Source organism: Candidatus Micrarchaeum sp. (assembly GCF_016806735.1).
In the GTDB taxonomy this organism is placed as follows: domain Archaea; phylum Micrarchaeota; class Micrarchaeia; order Micrarchaeales; family Micrarchaeaceae; genus Micrarchaeum_A; species Micrarchaeum_A acidiphilum_A.
The window spans coordinates 952,149-966,209 of sequence record NZ_CP060530.1 but is presented as its reverse complement, the minus strand read 5'-3'; the positions used below and the strand labels follow the sequence as shown (position 1 = coordinate 966,209).

The following is a 14,061-nucleotide window of genomic DNA, read 5'->3' as shown; positions in this document are numbered from 1 at the left end:
ATGGAACTTAGCAAGCCTGACAATGAAGAAAGCGCTTTGGATTTGGGGATTAGGACTGCCAACGTTACGAGCTTCGTACTTCTAAGCAAGATAGTCGCATTCCTCTTCGTCGGCATAGCCTTCATACTCATAACAAGGATTCTCGGGCCTTCAGGTTACGGGATATATGTACTGGCTACTGGAGTGGCCGGGGTCTTCAGCTCAATTGGAAACTTCGGCGTAGCAACCGCCCTAAACAGGTTTATAGCTAAGTACAGGGGCAACAGCAGGCAGCAGGCAAAGGTCTTATCTGAGGGATTCCTGCTTATTGCCATAATCGGCATAATAACCACTGCCGTAGCATTCGGGCTCAGTGGCGTAGTAGCTGGTTTCTATCACAACAGCAGCACGAGCACATACACGAACATATTCAGGCTTATATCAATATCCATAGTATTTTCCATGCTCTTCGGGGCTGCGTATTCGTCTCTCGTGGGCCTTGGAAAGGGCATGCATGCAGCAGCCAGCATAACTGCGGAATCCATACTCCAATCCGTAGTCGGAGTCTCGCTCGCAATACTTGGTTTCGGCCCTGTCGCTCCGGTAATGGGGATAATAACCGGATACCTTGCAGGGTTCCTAGTCGGTATATTTCTGATATTTAGGAATGGGTTAAAGTTCACAGTGCCGAAGCTCTCAGGGTTAAAGAAGCTGTTCGCGTTCTCACTGCCCATAGCAGGATCGAACATACTGGGGGCAGCGGTCAACAACGTTGCGCTTCTGCTTCTCGGAATTTTTGCCACCACGTTTGTGCTTGGAAACTTCGGCATTGCATCAAGGGCTAACTATCTTTTCGACATTGTCCTTGGATCTATTGGCATATCGTTGCTTCCGACATTCACGGCAAGCATGCGCAGCAAGAAGACAAAATCCAGGACAGGTGAATTCTATTCGTATTCCGTGTATATGGCTTTCCTGCTTGTGGCCCCGATGATATTCTTTGTGGCTATCTTCGCCAAGCAGTTCTCGTATACTGCATTCAGCTCTGTCTATTCGCTTTCGCCTCTCTACATATCGGTTACGAGCATAGGCCTGCTAATAGGGATAGCGGGAAGCTACGCGAGCACCCTTCTTGTGAGCGCTGGCAAGGTAAAAAAAGTCCTGTATTACAACGGCATCATAGCCATAGTGGAATTCATACTCATGCTTCTGCTGGTGCCGATATTCAAGGGAATAGGCCTAGTGGTGCTGCTTTTCATAGTAAACCCGCTGCTAATAGACGTGCTCTTCATACGCAAGTCAATACAGGTGTTCAAGGCAAAGATAAACTGGAAGAGGATATTTCGCGTTGTGGTGGCAAACCTAATCGTAGGATTCTGTATTTACGGAGCGCTTTACTTCCTAAACGTTTCGTACGCGATAATACTCCTGCTGGCTGCGATAGGCTTCATAGTGCTGTATCCGCCGCTCCTTGGGATTGTGGGCGGAGTAACCACATCGGACATAAACCTCATAAGGAAGGTATCATTGAACATACCCTTGATCGGAAGGATAATAAGCAAGCTATTGGATTACGTGCAGGTATTCGCCAGGCTTTCCGGCAACTAAGATGAAACTTTTCTGTTGTGCTCTACCGCGGCTTTCATGAAAGCCCTGAAAAGTGGCGCCGGATCCTCGGGCCTCGATTTCAGCTCCGGATGAGCCTGCGTTCCTATGCCCAAGCGGGAGCTCCATTCTATGATTTCAACTATGCGCTTGTCTGGCGATGTTCCGCTTATGACAAGGCCGTTGCGCGAAAGAAGCTGCTTGTACTTGTTGTTGAATTCGTACCTGTGCCTGTGCCTTTCGCTTGCCTTCTGGGACCCGTAAGCATCGTAAGCCAGCGTTCCTTTGCTTATCTGGACCGGCCATGCGCCCAGCCTCATCGTGCCTCCTTTGAGCTTCACGCTCTTCTGGTCTTCCATCAATCCTATTATCTCATGCTTGGTCTTTGGGTCGAATTCCGAAGAGTTTGCGTTTTTAAGCTTGCACACGTTGCGTGCGTATTCTATCGCCATGAGCTGCATCCCAAGGCATAAGCCAAGGTAAGCCCTATCGTTTTCCCTTGAAAACTCTATGGCGTTTATCATTCCTTCTATCCCTCTTTTGCCAAAGCCTCCTGGTACTATTATGCCGTCGTAAGAATCCAGGATATTCTTTATCTCGCTGCCGCTTTTGCCTTCAAGCGTTTCGGATTCTATCCAGTCCAAATCAACCTTTGCGTCATTGGCATAGGCAGCATGCGTCACGGCCTCCTTGACGCTTGCATACGAATCCCTTAGCTTAACGTACTTTCCAACTACAGCAACCCTGGCCCTATTTCTTACTCCGTCGTTAAGGAAATTCACGAAGTTCTTCCACGACTTCAGCCCCTTTTTGTCCATCTTCCTGTTTTCGAACCCGAGCTCTTCAAGAAGCATTTTGTCGAAATTCTGCCTCATGAGCTTTATAGGAAGCTCGTATATATTCTTTATCTCGCTGTCATCTATTACCCTCTGCGGCTTTATGCTTGCGAAAAGGGCTATCTTCTCCCTTGTGGATTCTTCCAGGGGCCTCTGCGACCTGCATATTATGAATTTTGGCTGTATGCCCATCTGCATGAGCGACCTCAGCGCTATCTGCGTCGGCTTGGTTTTCTGCTCGCCTACGCCTTCAAGCTCCGGCACGTATGTTAGATTTATGAATGTGACATCCTCCTCGGATGAGAGCTGCCTCATTGCCTCTATAAAATAGCTGTTTTCTATATCCCCTACCGTGCCCCCAACCTCTATGACAAGGACCTCCAGCTTTTTTCGCTCTGCTACATCCTTTATTCTGCTCTTCAAATAATCTGTTATGTGCGGTATTATCTGGACGTCCCTGCCCAAATATTCGCCCCTTCTTTCCCTGCTTATGACTTCGGAAAAAAGTTTTCCTCCGGTTATAGACAGCTCGGAGCTGACGCTTTCGTTGAGGAATCTTTCATAATTTCCGAAATCCATGTCAACTTCTCCCTTGTCATCGAGCACAAAGACTTCCCCGTGCCTGAAGGGATTCATGGTTCCGCAGTCATAATTCAAATATCCGTCGAATTTTATAGGAAGAGACTTGACACCGTAGAGCTTCAAGAGTTTCAAAATCGATGAGGTGACTATTCCTTTTCCAAGCCCGCTCATCAACGAACCTGTCACAACGATATATTTGTGTTTCATCATTACACTAAACGAATATGTGTTTCTACAGATATCTTTATATTTGTTTTGTGGTTTTCTATTCGCATCTTGATTTTTCTAATGCTGCAACACCAACCAGAATGCAGGGAATAAAACTGTAAAATGAGAAATTGTTCTGATATTTTAAATGAAAAACAATACTTCTCTATCACCAACGGAAACGCTTTAAAGTTCCGTATACCTATCGTATTGTGCTTTGGTGCTGGCATGAGGGCTTTCATTGCTTTGTGCATACCAGAACAAATAAGGAAATCTTTATACGCTGAGCTTTCTGGTTTGGCGATAAGGTGCGGAGCCAAGCCGATACCTGAGCAGAATTTGCACATAACGCTTGAGTTTCTCGGCGATATAAGTGAAGACACTGCCAATACAGTTTCTTCTTTAATGAAAAGTTTTGAGGCAAGCAGTTTTGAAGCAAAACTCGGGCCCGTATCCACTTTCGGCAATAAGTCCAGCGTTGCTTTTGTAGGCTTGGAAAAAGGCGCAGAGGATGCAGCATCAATACAGGAAAGGCTGCATTCCGGGCTTCTCAATGTAACTGAATTGCTTGATATCGACAAAAGGGTTTTTGTCCCTCATGTCAGCATAGCTAGGGGCCAATCGAAAAGCCTTAACAAGATGGCTGAGCTCTCATCCAAATGCTGGAAGGGCTCAGAGCTTTTCATTGTAAATAGGATGGAATTCAAGAAAAGCATCCTTGGAAAATCCAGCGCCGCATACGAGACTATTTTTGAGAAGGAGCTTCTATGAGTGAGCGCCTGAACTGGTCCATCGTTAGCTTGCTTACGAGCTCCCCGGGCCTGTAGTTTATGTTGTTTACAAGCACGGTAAAGCTCATTCCCTGCTTCGAATCAAAGGCTATGTGCCTAGCCTCGTTCCCGAAAAGGTCAGCTTCAACCAGCGGTATCCTCCGCTTGCTTATAAAATCAGCTATTTGATTCAGCATTGCGGTATCCTGGCCGTTCTGCATTCCTATTAGCCTGGCCTCAATGTTTCCCCTTTTAGCTTTACTGATGAAAGCAGAAAAGCCCTTTATGCAGGCTTCAGGATTCTCGAACACGTTGAATGCGACAAGCCTTGAAGAATTCACGTCGTAAAGGCTGGCAATGAGCGAATAAGTTATGTCCAAAGCGGCTATGTACCTCTCGCTGAATGGCACCTTGAAGTCCGTTTCTCCATTGGAGCCCACCTTTACATATTTTACGTCCTCGTATTGGTCCATCTTGACCTTGGATATATGCCTCCTTTCCCTGTAAGAAAGGTCTACCTTCGCTTTGCTGCCCTGCTCTTTGAGCAGCTTTCCAAGGATTTCCGAAAATGCCACAGGTATTGTGCCGTTCGCTGTTGTCATGCGGTATGCCTCTTTCTGCCTAGCCTCTCCCATAAAACATGCGCCATTGCAATTTGAACCTGTAGCTATTCGGTATCAAACCCTTTTATCCTTTGCCCTGCCGGGTTTGACTTGGTTTCCAAATAACAGCTCTGCTGTGCGCCAATGAAAATTTATAAATATTCGTATGTAATAACTATTCACAGGCCATTTGTGGCTTTGCGCTTGAGCTAATGCGTATTTTTAATGCTCATTGTCTAAAAATTGCGTGACTATATGAATATAAAGGTTCAGGAGAACAACGAAAAGGCTTTCAGGTTCAGCATTAGCGGCATAACGGAGAGCAATGCAAACGTGCTCAGGAGGGCCGCAATAAACTCAGTGAAGACTTTTGCCATAGACTCGGTTACGTTCTACGAAAATACAAGCCCTATGTTCGATGAATACATTGCGCACAGGATAGGCCTGGTGCCAATAATCACTCCCTCTTCTGGATACAAGGATGAAGACGAGATCCTTTTTACTGCAGAAGCAACAGGCCCGATAACCGTTTATTCGAAGGATCTCCAGAGCACAGACAAAGAGGTCAGAGTTGCATCTGAAGGAATCCCGATAATAAAGCTCGGAACCGGCCAGCGCATCAGGATCGAGGGCAAAGCCAGAATGGGGACTGCAGTAAAGCATGCCAAGTTTCAGCCAGGGCTAGTGGCCGTAGAACCGACTGGCGACGACTCGTTCAACTTTTATATTGAATCATTTGGCCAAATGCCACCCAAAGAAATCATTAATAAGGCTTGCGACACAATAAAGGAAAGAATCAAGGAAGTCTCTAAAGTAGCTAAGAAGCTCTAACCCATGCGGGGGTGGCAGAGCATGGCCAAATGCGCAGGACTGAGGAGTTTTGCACAAAACTTAGAACTCCTGTGTCTTTAGTGACTGCGTGAGTTCAAATCTCACCCCCCGCATAAAAATCATGGTGAAATTCATGAAGATAACTCCAGAAAGGAAGGACATACGCGATGCCATTAGCATGCTCTCCGAAATGTCAAAGGGCGAGAATGCGAAGCCAGTTGCAAAGAAGCTCTACAGCCTCATTGCGGTGCCGAAAAGGAGGCGCGTCAGCGTCAACCTGTACAAGATAGACAAGTACACCAAGGAAGGCGACAATGTCATAGTGCCGGGAAAGGTCCTTTCCATAGGCTCGCTGAGCCACAAGGTGAACATTGCAGCACTGGAGTTCTCCGGCAGCGCCCTGGAGAGGATAAGCAAAGCCGGGAGCAGCACTTCAACAATAAAGGAAATGGTAAGCAAGAAAAACGTTCGTATTATAATATGATGGTGCTCTAAATGCCTGAAAGGTTTGATATTGAGAAATGTTTAGTATACGATGCCGACGGGCAGGTTCTGGGAAGGATAGCCAGCATGATAGCAAAGAACCTGCTGGAGGGCAATGACGTAGCAGTCGTAAATGCGGAGAAGGCGATAATAAGCGGGAAGCGCAAGCCCATGGCCGCCAAGTACAGGACAAGGCTTAACCTTCAGGAGAAGGAAAACCCCGAGCACTCGCCGTACTGGTCGAGGAGGCCTGACATGCTGTTCAAGCGCATAGTCAGGGGAATGCTTCCGTACAGAAGGCCTCGCGGAAAAGAAGCCTTCAGGAAGCTCAGGGTTTTCATGGGAGAGCCTGAAGCGCTCAAATCCAAGGAGCGCATAAAGCCAAAGATCAAAGGCGCAAAGGAGATATACGCAGGCTACATAACGCTTAAGGACCTGTCCAACACTCTTGGATATAACATAGACAAATGATGATATTTATGGCAGAAGCAGAAGTTGAAACAAAGCAGGAGCAGAAGGCCGAACAGCAGAAGGAGGAATCCGAAAAGCCCAAGAAGGCTTCAAGGTCCAAGAAGAGGCCGGCAAAGAAAGCTGCCAAAGTTGTCACAGTTAAAAGCAAGAGAAAGCGCAGCATTGCCAGAGGAGTAGGAAAGCCGGGCTCCGGAATAATAAGGATAAACGGCATGAACGCGATGACGATGAAGCCAGAAGAGATAAGGCACGAAATACTAAGGCCTGTATACTTCAATGAGATTACAAAGGGCATAGCTGACGGCCTTGACATAAGCATAAACGTCAAGGGCGGCGGCATAAGCGGAAGGGCCCAGGCTTCAGGAAGCGCCATAGCAAAGCTCATAAGCGAGTTTGCAGGCTCCGACACGGTAAGGAAGGAGTACATGCGCTACGACAGGCATCTGCTGAAGGACGACGCAAGGCGCGTGGAGCCAAAGAAGTTCCTCGGACCAAAGGCAAGGGCCCGCAACCAGACTTCATACAGATGATCGGTTTTCCGGCTTTTGCCGGTTTTTATGCTTAAGATGATAACATGATGATACCTGTGCGCTGTTTCACATGCGGCGCTGTTATAGGAGACAAATGGGAAGAGTACGACAGGCGCGTCAACAAGGAGCACGAGGACGGCGCCAAGGTTCTCGACAGCCTCGGCCTGAAAAGGTATTGCTGCAGGCGCATGATGATAAGCAACGTCGAGCTGATAGACGAATTCGTCGAGAGCGGCAGGAAGTGATAGCAAGGTTATTTATAGGTATTTCGGCAAAATATTCGTGCATGGGGCCGTCTGCTAGCTTGGTAGGCTTCCAGCTTGGGGTGCTGGCGACCCGAGATCCTGTGCACGGGAATTCAAAAGCATTCCAAATGCTGAAAATCTCGGCGGCCCCAAAGGTGTTAAAATGAGCGAAGAAGGATTCATAGTAGATCAGAACGGTTATCTTGAAGCGGGAATACACATAGCCACAAAGGTCAAAAGCCCTGGCATGGAGCGCTTCATATACAAGGTCAGGGACGACGGGCTTTACCTGCTCGACCTCAAGACAATAGACACAAGGATAGCCATAGCGGCCAAGATGCTAGCAAGATACGACCCGAGGGACGTGATAATAACGGCATCGAGGGTCTATGCCATTGCAGCTGCGGAAAAGTTTGCAGAAACCATAAAGGCCAAGTTCATAAAGGGGAGGGTTACACCCGGCATATTCACAAACCCGTTGAGGGAGGACTTTACAGAGCCAAAGCTCATAATGATAAGCGACTCGAGGAACGAGAAGCAGGCGATAAAGGAGGCCAGCAAGATTGGCATACCGATAATAGCCCTGAGCGATACCGACAATTCAATGAAATTCATAGACCTGGTAATTCCTGCAAACAACAGGGGCAGGAAATCGCTGGCATTCATATACTACCTGCTTGCGAGGGAAACGCTCAAGAACAGGGGCGACATAAAGTCCAACGAGGAGTTCACGCTAAAAGTAGAAGACTTCGAAGCGAAGATAGAGGCGCAGAAGGCGCAGTCGTACGCTTCGCAGTAATTTTCTATTTCTCTTTTTATCATTAATTTTCTTTTTCATGGCTAGTAGCAGCAATTTTCAAATGGGCAAGAAGACTAGTCCTGCGATAAGGTAAGCTATTATAGCCAGGGCCATTGCTCCAAGGCTGAGGTTCCTGGAAAGCTTGAAGAAACCTTCCGAATGCCTGCCCAACACATACCCCACAGCAACGTAAGCCAGCATGATGTCTACTGCTGCTATCGGCACGGCATAAGCCAGATTCAGCCTGAAAGGCACGCTGAAGAAGAACATGAACACGCTTATAAGTATGGCTTCTATGTAGAGTATGAATGCAAGCTGCGAGCTGCGCGGCTTGCCTATGTAGAAAACCACGTTCCTTATCCTTCCCGCATGCACGTCGCCATCGTAATCCCTCACCATTCCGTGTATCTCCCTGGCAAGCCCGCTGAGGAAGACAACAAAGGATATGAAGACTATTGTTGCCGAAAGGGCGTAGCTTACTGCGTAATTGCCATATATGAAAGGAATCACCATTGTGAAAGCTATGTACACGTTTCCAAGCAGGGGTATGTGCTTAAGCCTGTAGCTGTAAAGGTATGCCAGTGCAGCGAATATAACTGCTATAACGAATGCAGCCCAATTGACGAATGCCGAAGCCGCTATTCCCAAGAAGAAGACCATTGCGGTTATCCTGAGCGCGCCCTTGGGCTTTATAACGCCTGTGACCAGTGGCCTTTTCTTTCCGTTGGCCCTGTCTATGCTTATGTCAAAATAATCGTTTATCGCGAACGCTCCCATGCTAATTAGTATTGGCGGTATTATTGAAAGAACCAAAAGCCCATAGCCTGGAACCCTGCCAATTGCTATTATTTCGGCTGCTATCACTGCAAGCGCAAGCATTACGCTGTGCTCTGCACGGGTCAGCCTAACAAATGCCGAAACAATGCTTTCGCTTCCCCTTTGCTTGCCCATGCTATGCGCCTGCAATTTAAGCTAGGAGTATTCGGTGAGAAATGATTTTAAATGCTACTACATTAATCTAAACGATGAAAGAGCAGCTCAAACACCTATTTATTAGGGATAATGCACAATCTGCAATAGAAATGCTTAGCGTATACGCTTGGGCGCTTCTCATAATCGCCATATTCGTTGCCTTCATATTCGTGATTTCAGGCCCAAAGGCCCGATCAGTTATCTTCCACCAGTATGCAACATAGAGCCTCTTCTTCCCTGCGTTCAGAGCACGCTGACCAGTGTAAATACTGCGCACAGCATACCAATAAAATACACAGTAGTTTTCCTTGACAGTCTGGGAGTAGGCATGCACCTTCCCGCAAACGCCATAAGCGTAACTCTTACCAATATTGGAAGTACCGGCACGAACGTCTATAACGGGACATGTCTGCCCAGAAATGTTAGTTCAGGTACTAGGGTAATATGTGCTGTTTCCATACCTGGGAGCGTGGAGCCGCCGCTCGGCAGTACTACAACGGCCACTTTCGACCTTCATTATTATACATGCAAATCAGGCGTATGCACAGGACCATATGTAACTGCAGGTGCGTCTACACAATCAATGAGTCCTGCATACGTCCCTTTCTATAATGTTACTCTTTATACAAGTCCAACCAGTGGAGAAATAGTGATAAATGGGGTCATATACCACAACAATATAACAGTGCCATTGGCTTCCGGGACCTATACTCTGTATGCAGTGTCCCCTGCAGGCTACGCATTCGGTTCCTGGGCTATAAGTTCCGGCGCATCCAGTCTAAGTACGCTTGCTGCCGAACCAACTACCTTAATATTGCGTTCCAACGTTTCTATAACTGCAAACTTCAAGGTTTCTGCTACAACAAGCACAATATATACGAGCACAAGTACTTCAACCACTTCCACTTCAACTACAACTTCAACAACAACCTCCACATCCACAACAACCTCTACAACTTCAACTTCCACCTCAACAACCTCCACATCCACAACAACCTCTACATCAACAACCACTTCTACGTCTACTACTTCCACATCCACAACAACCTCTACAACTTCAACTTCCACCTCAACCACATCCACCTCAACTACGACCTCAACTTCAACCACAACCTCCACTTCCACAACAACCTCAACCTCAACCACAACCTCTACAACTTCAACTTCCACCTCAACAACCTCCACTTCCACCACAACCTCTACATCAACAACCACTTCCACTTCAACCACTACTTCAACAAGCACAATAACGCAATTGGACTTTGGGGTGATTGCAGCAGTAAGCCCATCAAATCAGGAAATGTCTTCATACGAAACCAATCCGACATTGCCTAGTGGCTACGGCGTAGAACAGCAGGGACCGTGGACTACTGGCACTACTGGATATGCATATGGCACGAGTGGTTATCAGGGCGATGCATATCAAGGAATGACTGTAGTCGCATTTCCTAGTGATACGTCTGATCTTAATAACAACAACGTTGCTTGTTCTGCACCTTACAATTCGCAACTTTCAATCGCTAACACTACGATAACTCTTCCCCAGTCAGAAACAATAAGCATAGCAATAACAACTGACGACGGAATGGAAGTTTACTACAAACCAACCAGCTCTACTTCATGGTCAAATGTATTCGGCGGCTCTGCATGGAAAGGAGAAGGCGCTACTAATTATGGCCCAGATAGCATATCCCTTTCGAGCGGTAGCTACAACTTCCTTGTTATGTGGGTTAATCAGTGCGGACCTGGGACGCAGGTAATTAGTATTGGCGGGCTTACAGCCTCGGCTTCAACGCCTGCACCTACAATAACTACAACAACTTCCACCACAACTTCCACCACAACCTCATCCACCACATCCACAACAACCTCTACAACTACAACTTCGGCTACAACAACCTCAAAGACAACAACAGCCTCAACAACAAAATCGACAACAGTCAGTTCTGGAGGAGGAAGTTCGGTATATGGCAACATGAATATTACCCTAGCTAACGGGACCGTTATAAAGGCGTATCAGGTGCAACCTGGAATGGTTGTGCTTTCATACAATCTCAGGACGCACGAAGATCAGCCCTCAGTAATATCTGCAGTGTCGAGCTTCAACGCCACAAACAAATACACGTTCAACAAAAATCTGCAGGTTGACGCTGACGAAATAATGCTAATAAATGGCACTTGGCAGAGGGCATACAATGCAAAAGTAGGAGATACACTATTTAATGCTATTACAATGCAGGATGTGACAATTACCTCCATAAACATATCAAGCCACGGCGGCAAGGTTTACGACTTTATAGGGAGCCCTGTTAACGATTACCTTGCAAATAACTTTGTAATAGACAAGGATTCGACCTGCGAGCTAGCTACTTTGTGCTCCAGCTTCCTAGGAAACGAAAGCATAGAGCTCGCAAACGGCACATATATAAACGTAGCCAACGTTAGCGCAGGCAGCTTAGTCATGGGATACAACTTCCAGGAGCGCAAGAATGTGCCAACCGTTATAGTCAGCATAAAGCATGTGCATTCTAGGGGTATGTATCTGATAAACGGCAAACTTGAACTTGATGGCGGCGAATCGGTAATACTTGCAAACGGCACCAACGTTCCTGCAAGTTCAATAAAAGTAGGGGACATGTTATACCTTGAAGGCCATGGAAACACCACAGTACAGAGCGTCGAATTCATTAACGAAACCTACGGCACTTACGATATAAACACTGCGCCTACTGACGACTTTGCGATAAACGGTTATGTGATATCATGAGCGACAGTATTGATGCAAATAATCCTGTTACTGAACAACCGATTGTAGAAAATAACCTTTCTGGACAGGAGTATGTGTCTCCCTCTATTCCCGAATCAAAACCACTTACTGGAAAGCACTTTTTGAAATATATAATTTCAGTAATAGCAATAATCGCAGTTCTTGGAATAATCGCATATTCGTACTTTCATGTAGGTGTAGCCCCAATAGCAACAACTACAATAATCACGACGATACCAAAAACGACTTCCTCGATTGTTCCGTCAGTCACTACAACGATAATTCCTAACCAGACTAATATTACTGATGAAATTATTTTTGGAAGGATATTGAATTCTACAAATATCTTAGGTAACATACCTTTCGCATCCGATTACAATACTTCGATAGAAACATATTCGGATTCATACAAAAATGTAAGTTACTACATTTATAGGAGATTTTATGCTGCAGGTGCTTTGTACAACGTGATGTCCTACAATTCGTTTCCGAACCAGGTTCTATATGTTCCACTGGATAATTTGACTGAGAACGGCATATATCCTACTGCAATAAAGGTTGATATTATGGAACTCAGCGATTCCAGAACTGCAAATTATACATATGCTCTCTATTACTATCCTGTCAACGGAACTGGTTATTTCTACTTCAACAAGAACGGTACGCTAATATACAATTCAACAAACGCCAATAACGTAAATTCAACCATAAAAAATGAATCGTATTATAATACTACAATCATTGGCTCAGCCGCCAGCTTGAACGGCAGCTCCACGCTGAACGGCATGGTTATATCATCTGGACTGTACGGAAAGGTGTTCAAAAATTACGACATGTACCAGGTCTCCGTTCCGCCTTATAAAAATTATATAATAATTCTGGACGCGTATTTCCCTGCGGGAAAGGTGAATGAATCTTATGTAAACAATTTGGCATACAAATTGTATCTAAAACTAAAATCCAACTACGGCCAGCTTAAATAAAGCTTCAAAAGTGAAGGTTATGCATGCACAAGAGAATGGAAAAGCGCCAATTATCACTCTTATCTTTATAATAGCTATGCTTGCTGTCTTAGGCTTGGTATTGGCGTATCATTCCCCTGCTACTGCAAAACATGGGTTTGCCTATTTGAACCTTGTTCCATCAGATATGAATTACGTGGTAAATTCTTCATTATACACTCCCGTGATTGTTAACCGGATTACTGCAATGCCGGCATCATTGCGATCAGCAGGGTATCTGGAGGCTTCCGTATCCCTTTTCAATCTGACTAATGCAAGCCTGAAAACCGAATATCCCGGGGTTATAACATCGGCATTATACCTCATGAGCAACAACAGCACCGCGCAGCAGGCCTTCAGCTCAATGCTATACAGCAATAACCAAAACCAGTCAATAACCGGATATACTTACAAAGGCAGGAAAATAATCAACTATACGTTTTCCGGAAATGCGGTAAAATTATATCTTGTGAAGTCCGTAGCATTGTTCAATGTTAGTCCAAGCCTGGTAAATCTTACCCTTCCGTATTATATGCCGGACTACCAGTATACTACGCTATTCAAGTATATGAACGTAACTGGCAGCGTTATAATAAATTCGTATGTTCCTTCCTCAGAATACGGGAACGATTCCCTAAGCTTAGCGGAACTAATCATAAACAAAATAAACTCTTATTATAGCTAGTGCCGCATATGCGCAGATAGTCGTTCAGCATAATGTCTTTTGCGTATTCGGTGTCATAAGAGCCATTTATCCCATAAGTGTTTATTATTACAAAATAGTTCCCTTTTTTGAAGGCTAGCTGGTATTCTTCGTAATTTCTGTATATCGGCACGAAGCGTATTTCCGAAGCATTTACGCCATATACGCTATCATATCGAGATTCGAAGGTTATATTGATTGTGCCGTTTTCCGAAGCCGTGCCGTTGCTGTCATAGCGTATTGACTTTTCACTTTTGGCGTAAAATTTTTTTGCGAATCCGGAAACATAACTGCTATTCCTGAACTCTATGACATTTATGTTGATCCCGGTGGGGTATGCATAATGCGCATAACTTTCTGGGACTGTTAAGTTGCTTGCAATATTGGCTTCGGAAGTACCGTTGAATACAGGATACATAATGCCAATACTGTAGTAGCACGAAATAGAGTTTAAGGAGCCGTTTTCCTCAAATTGGTTTTCGGAATTGTTATATCCAATATAAGCTGACTGATTCCTTATCCCGAATAGAGCCGAGCCCCTGCTACACAATCCGTAATATTGGGTGCCGCCGAGATTGGGCGCTTCAGTAGGTATGCTATAAGCTGCATAAGCCGCCATTCCGATTGCAACAACTATTAAAATGGCAGCGCAAACATTTTTGTAATTCAAATTCATGC

The 14,061-nt window shown here is 45.6% G+C and carries 15 protein-coding genes and 2 tRNA genes; 13 read left to right on the top strand and 4 right to left on the bottom strand.

Translation table 11 applies throughout. The features are described 5' to 3' along the window. A complete protein-coding gene (locus Micr_RS05170) occupies nt 1–1,587 on the top strand; it encodes an oligosaccharide flippase family protein (protein WP_203134606.1) in 1,587 nt (528 codons plus the stop codon). On the opposite strand, the gene Micr_RS05165 is transcribed toward Micr_RS05170, so the two are convergent. Further along, a complete protein-coding gene (locus Micr_RS05165) occupies nt 1,584–3,209 on the bottom strand; it encodes a CTP synthase (RefSeq protein WP_203134605.1) in 1,626 nt (541 codons plus the stop codon). The genes Micr_RS05170 and Micr_RS05165 overlap by 4 nt on opposite strands. 228 nt (nt 3,210–3,437) lie before the next feature. Here Micr_RS05165 and thpR point away from each other — a divergent pair, with 228 nt between their 5' ends. Then, on the top strand, nt 3,438–3,980 hold the full coding sequence (gene thpR / locus Micr_RS05160; RefSeq protein ID WP_203134604.1) for an RNA 2',3'-cyclic phosphodiesterase: 543 nt from the start codon (nt 3,438–3,440) through the stop codon (nt 3,978–3,980). Here thpR and Micr_RS05155 read toward each other — a convergent pair. Next, nucleotides 3,955–4,614 (bottom strand): hypothetical protein, encoded by a 660-nt coding sequence (locus Micr_RS05155; protein WP_203134603.1) that lies wholly within the window; start codon nt 4,612–4,614, stop codon nt 3,955–3,957. The genes thpR and Micr_RS05155 overlap by 26 nt on opposite strands. Before the next feature lie 222 nt (nt 4,615–4,836). Here Micr_RS05155 and Micr_RS05150 point away from each other — a divergent pair, with 222 nt between their 5' ends. From Micr_RS05150 to rpsB, 8 genes are all read left to right on the top strand, one after another. Next, nucleotides 4,837–5,412, top strand: coding sequence for a DNA-directed RNA polymerase subunit D (locus tag Micr_RS05150; RefSeq protein ID WP_203134602.1), 576 nt, complete (start codon nt 4,837–4,839; stop codon nt 5,410–5,412). Nucleotides 5,413–5,417: 5 nt separating this feature from the next. Further along, nucleotides 5,418–5,525, top strand: a tRNA-Leu gene (locus Micr_RS05145). 20 nt (nt 5,526–5,545) lie between these two features. Next, nucleotides 5,546–5,896 (top strand): 50S ribosomal protein L18e, encoded by a 351-nt coding sequence (locus Micr_RS05140; protein WP_203134601.1) that lies wholly within the window; start codon nt 5,546–5,548, stop codon nt 5,894–5,896. An 11-nt stretch (nt 5,897–5,907) separates the two neighbouring features. Next, complete coding sequence (locus Micr_RS05135) at nt 5,908–6,366, top strand: 50S ribosomal protein L13 (protein WP_203134600.1); 459 nt, start codon at nt 5,908–5,910, stop codon at nt 6,364–6,366. 8 nt (nt 6,367–6,374) lie between these two features. Then, the gene (rpsI, locus tag Micr_RS05130) at nt 6,375–6,896 is read left to right on the top strand and encodes a 30S ribosomal protein S9 (RefSeq protein ID WP_203134599.1); all 522 of its coding nucleotides are present in this window, start codon (nt 6,375–6,377) and stop codon (nt 6,894–6,896) included. Between the two features lie 44 nt (nt 6,897–6,940). Further along, complete coding sequence (locus Micr_RS05125) at nt 6,941–7,141, top strand: DNA-directed RNA polymerase subunit N (RefSeq protein ID WP_203134598.1); 201 nt, start codon at nt 6,941–6,943, stop codon at nt 7,139–7,141. Nucleotides 7,142–7,184: 43 nt separating this feature from the next. Further along, nucleotides 7,185–7,293 (top strand) — tRNA-Pro (locus Micr_RS05120). 11 nt (nt 7,294–7,304) lie between these two features. After that, a complete protein-coding gene (gene rpsB, locus Micr_RS05115; RefSeq protein WP_203134597.1) occupies nt 7,305–7,940 on the top strand; it encodes a 30S ribosomal protein S2 in 636 nt (211 codons plus the stop codon). Nucleotides 7,941–7,997: 57 nt separating this feature from the next. Here rpsB and Micr_RS05110 read toward each other — a convergent pair whose 3' ends face one another. Continuing rightward, nucleotides 7,998–8,891, bottom strand: coding sequence for a UbiA family prenyltransferase (locus tag Micr_RS05110; protein ID WP_203134596.1), 894 nt, complete (start codon nt 8,889–8,891; stop codon nt 7,998–8,000). Between the two features lie 349 nt (nt 8,892–9,240). Here Micr_RS05110 and Micr_RS05105 point away from each other — a divergent pair, with 349 nt between their 5' ends. Genes Micr_RS05105 through Micr_RS05095 form a run of 3 tightly spaced genes read left to right on the top strand, consistent with a single transcriptional unit; the run spans nt 9,241 to nt 13,365 of the window. Beyond that, nucleotides 9,241–11,679, top strand: a complete 2,439-nt coding sequence (locus Micr_RS05105) for a Hint domain-containing protein (protein WP_203134595.1) — start codon at nt 9,241–9,243, stop codon at nt 11,677–11,679. Next, a complete protein-coding gene (locus Micr_RS05100; protein ID WP_203134594.1) occupies nt 11,676–12,662 on the top strand; it encodes a hypothetical protein in 987 nt (328 codons plus the stop codon). The genes Micr_RS05105 and Micr_RS05100 overlap by 4 nt, the downstream gene beginning before the upstream one ends. A 19-nt stretch (nt 12,663–12,681) precedes the next feature. Next, nucleotides 12,682–13,365, top strand: coding sequence for a hypothetical protein (locus tag Micr_RS05095; RefSeq protein ID WP_203134593.1), 684 nt, complete (start codon nt 12,682–12,684; stop codon nt 13,363–13,365). On the opposite strand, the gene Micr_RS05090 is transcribed toward Micr_RS05095, so the two are convergent. Continuing rightward, entirely contained in the window at nt 13,334–14,059 is a 726-nt protein-coding gene (locus Micr_RS05090; RefSeq protein ID WP_203134592.1) for a hypothetical protein, read from the bottom strand. The genes Micr_RS05095 and Micr_RS05090 overlap by 32 nt on opposite strands. Between the last annotated feature and the right edge of the window lie 2 nt (nt 14,060–14,061).

What these genes read in the sequence shown, in the direction of transcription:
- Micr_RS05105 (WP_203134595.1), top strand. Translation starts at nt 9,241, where the DNA reads ATGCACCTTCCCGCAAACGCCATAAGCGTAACTCTTACCAATATTGGA.
- Micr_RS05110 (WP_203134596.1), bottom strand. Translation starts at nt 8,891, where the DNA reads ATGGGCAAGCAAAGGGGAAGCGAAAGCATTGTTTCGGCATTTGTTAGG.
- Micr_RS05155 (WP_203134603.1), bottom strand. Translation starts at nt 4,614, where the DNA reads ATGGGAGAGGCTAGGCAGAAAGAGGCATACCGCATGACAACAGCGAAC.
- Micr_RS05150 (WP_203134602.1), top strand. Translation starts at nt 4,837, where the DNA reads ATGAATATAAAGGTTCAGGAGAACAACGAAAAGGCTTTCAGGTTCAGC.
- Micr_RS05100 (WP_203134594.1), top strand. Translation starts at nt 11,676, where the DNA reads ATGAGCGACAGTATTGATGCAAATAATCCTGTTACTGAACAACCGATT.
- Micr_RS05135 (WP_203134600.1), top strand. Translation starts at nt 5,908, where the DNA reads ATGCCTGAAAGGTTTGATATTGAGAAATGTTTAGTATACGATGCCGAC.
- Micr_RS05090 (WP_203134592.1), bottom strand. Translation starts at nt 14,059, where the DNA reads ATGAATTTGAATTACAAAAATGTTTGCGCTGCCATTTTAATAGTTGTT.
- Micr_RS05170 (WP_203134606.1), top strand. Translation starts at nt 1, where the DNA reads ATGGAACTTAGCAAGCCTGACAATGAAGAAAGCGCTTTGGATTTGGGG.
- Micr_RS05125 (WP_203134598.1), top strand. Translation starts at nt 6,941, where the DNA reads ATGATGATACCTGTGCGCTGTTTCACATGCGGCGCTGTTATAGGAGAC.
- rpsI (WP_203134599.1), top strand. Translation starts at nt 6,375, where the DNA reads ATGGCAGAAGCAGAAGTTGAAACAAAGCAGGAGCAGAAGGCCGAACAG.
- Micr_RS05095 (WP_203134593.1), top strand. Translation starts at nt 12,682, where the DNA reads ATGCATGCACAAGAGAATGGAAAAGCGCCAATTATCACTCTTATCTTT.
- thpR (WP_203134604.1), top strand. Translation starts at nt 3,438, where the DNA reads ATGAGGGCTTTCATTGCTTTGTGCATACCAGAACAAATAAGGAAATCT.
- Micr_RS05165 (WP_203134605.1), bottom strand. Translation starts at nt 3,209, where the DNA reads ATGAAACACAAATATATCGTTGTGACAGGTTCGTTGATGAGCGGGCTT.
- rpsB (WP_203134597.1), top strand. Translation starts at nt 7,305, where the DNA reads ATGAGCGAAGAAGGATTCATAGTAGATCAGAACGGTTATCTTGAAGCG.
- Micr_RS05140 (WP_203134601.1), top strand. Translation starts at nt 5,546, where the DNA reads ATGAAGATAACTCCAGAAAGGAAGGACATACGCGATGCCATTAGCATG.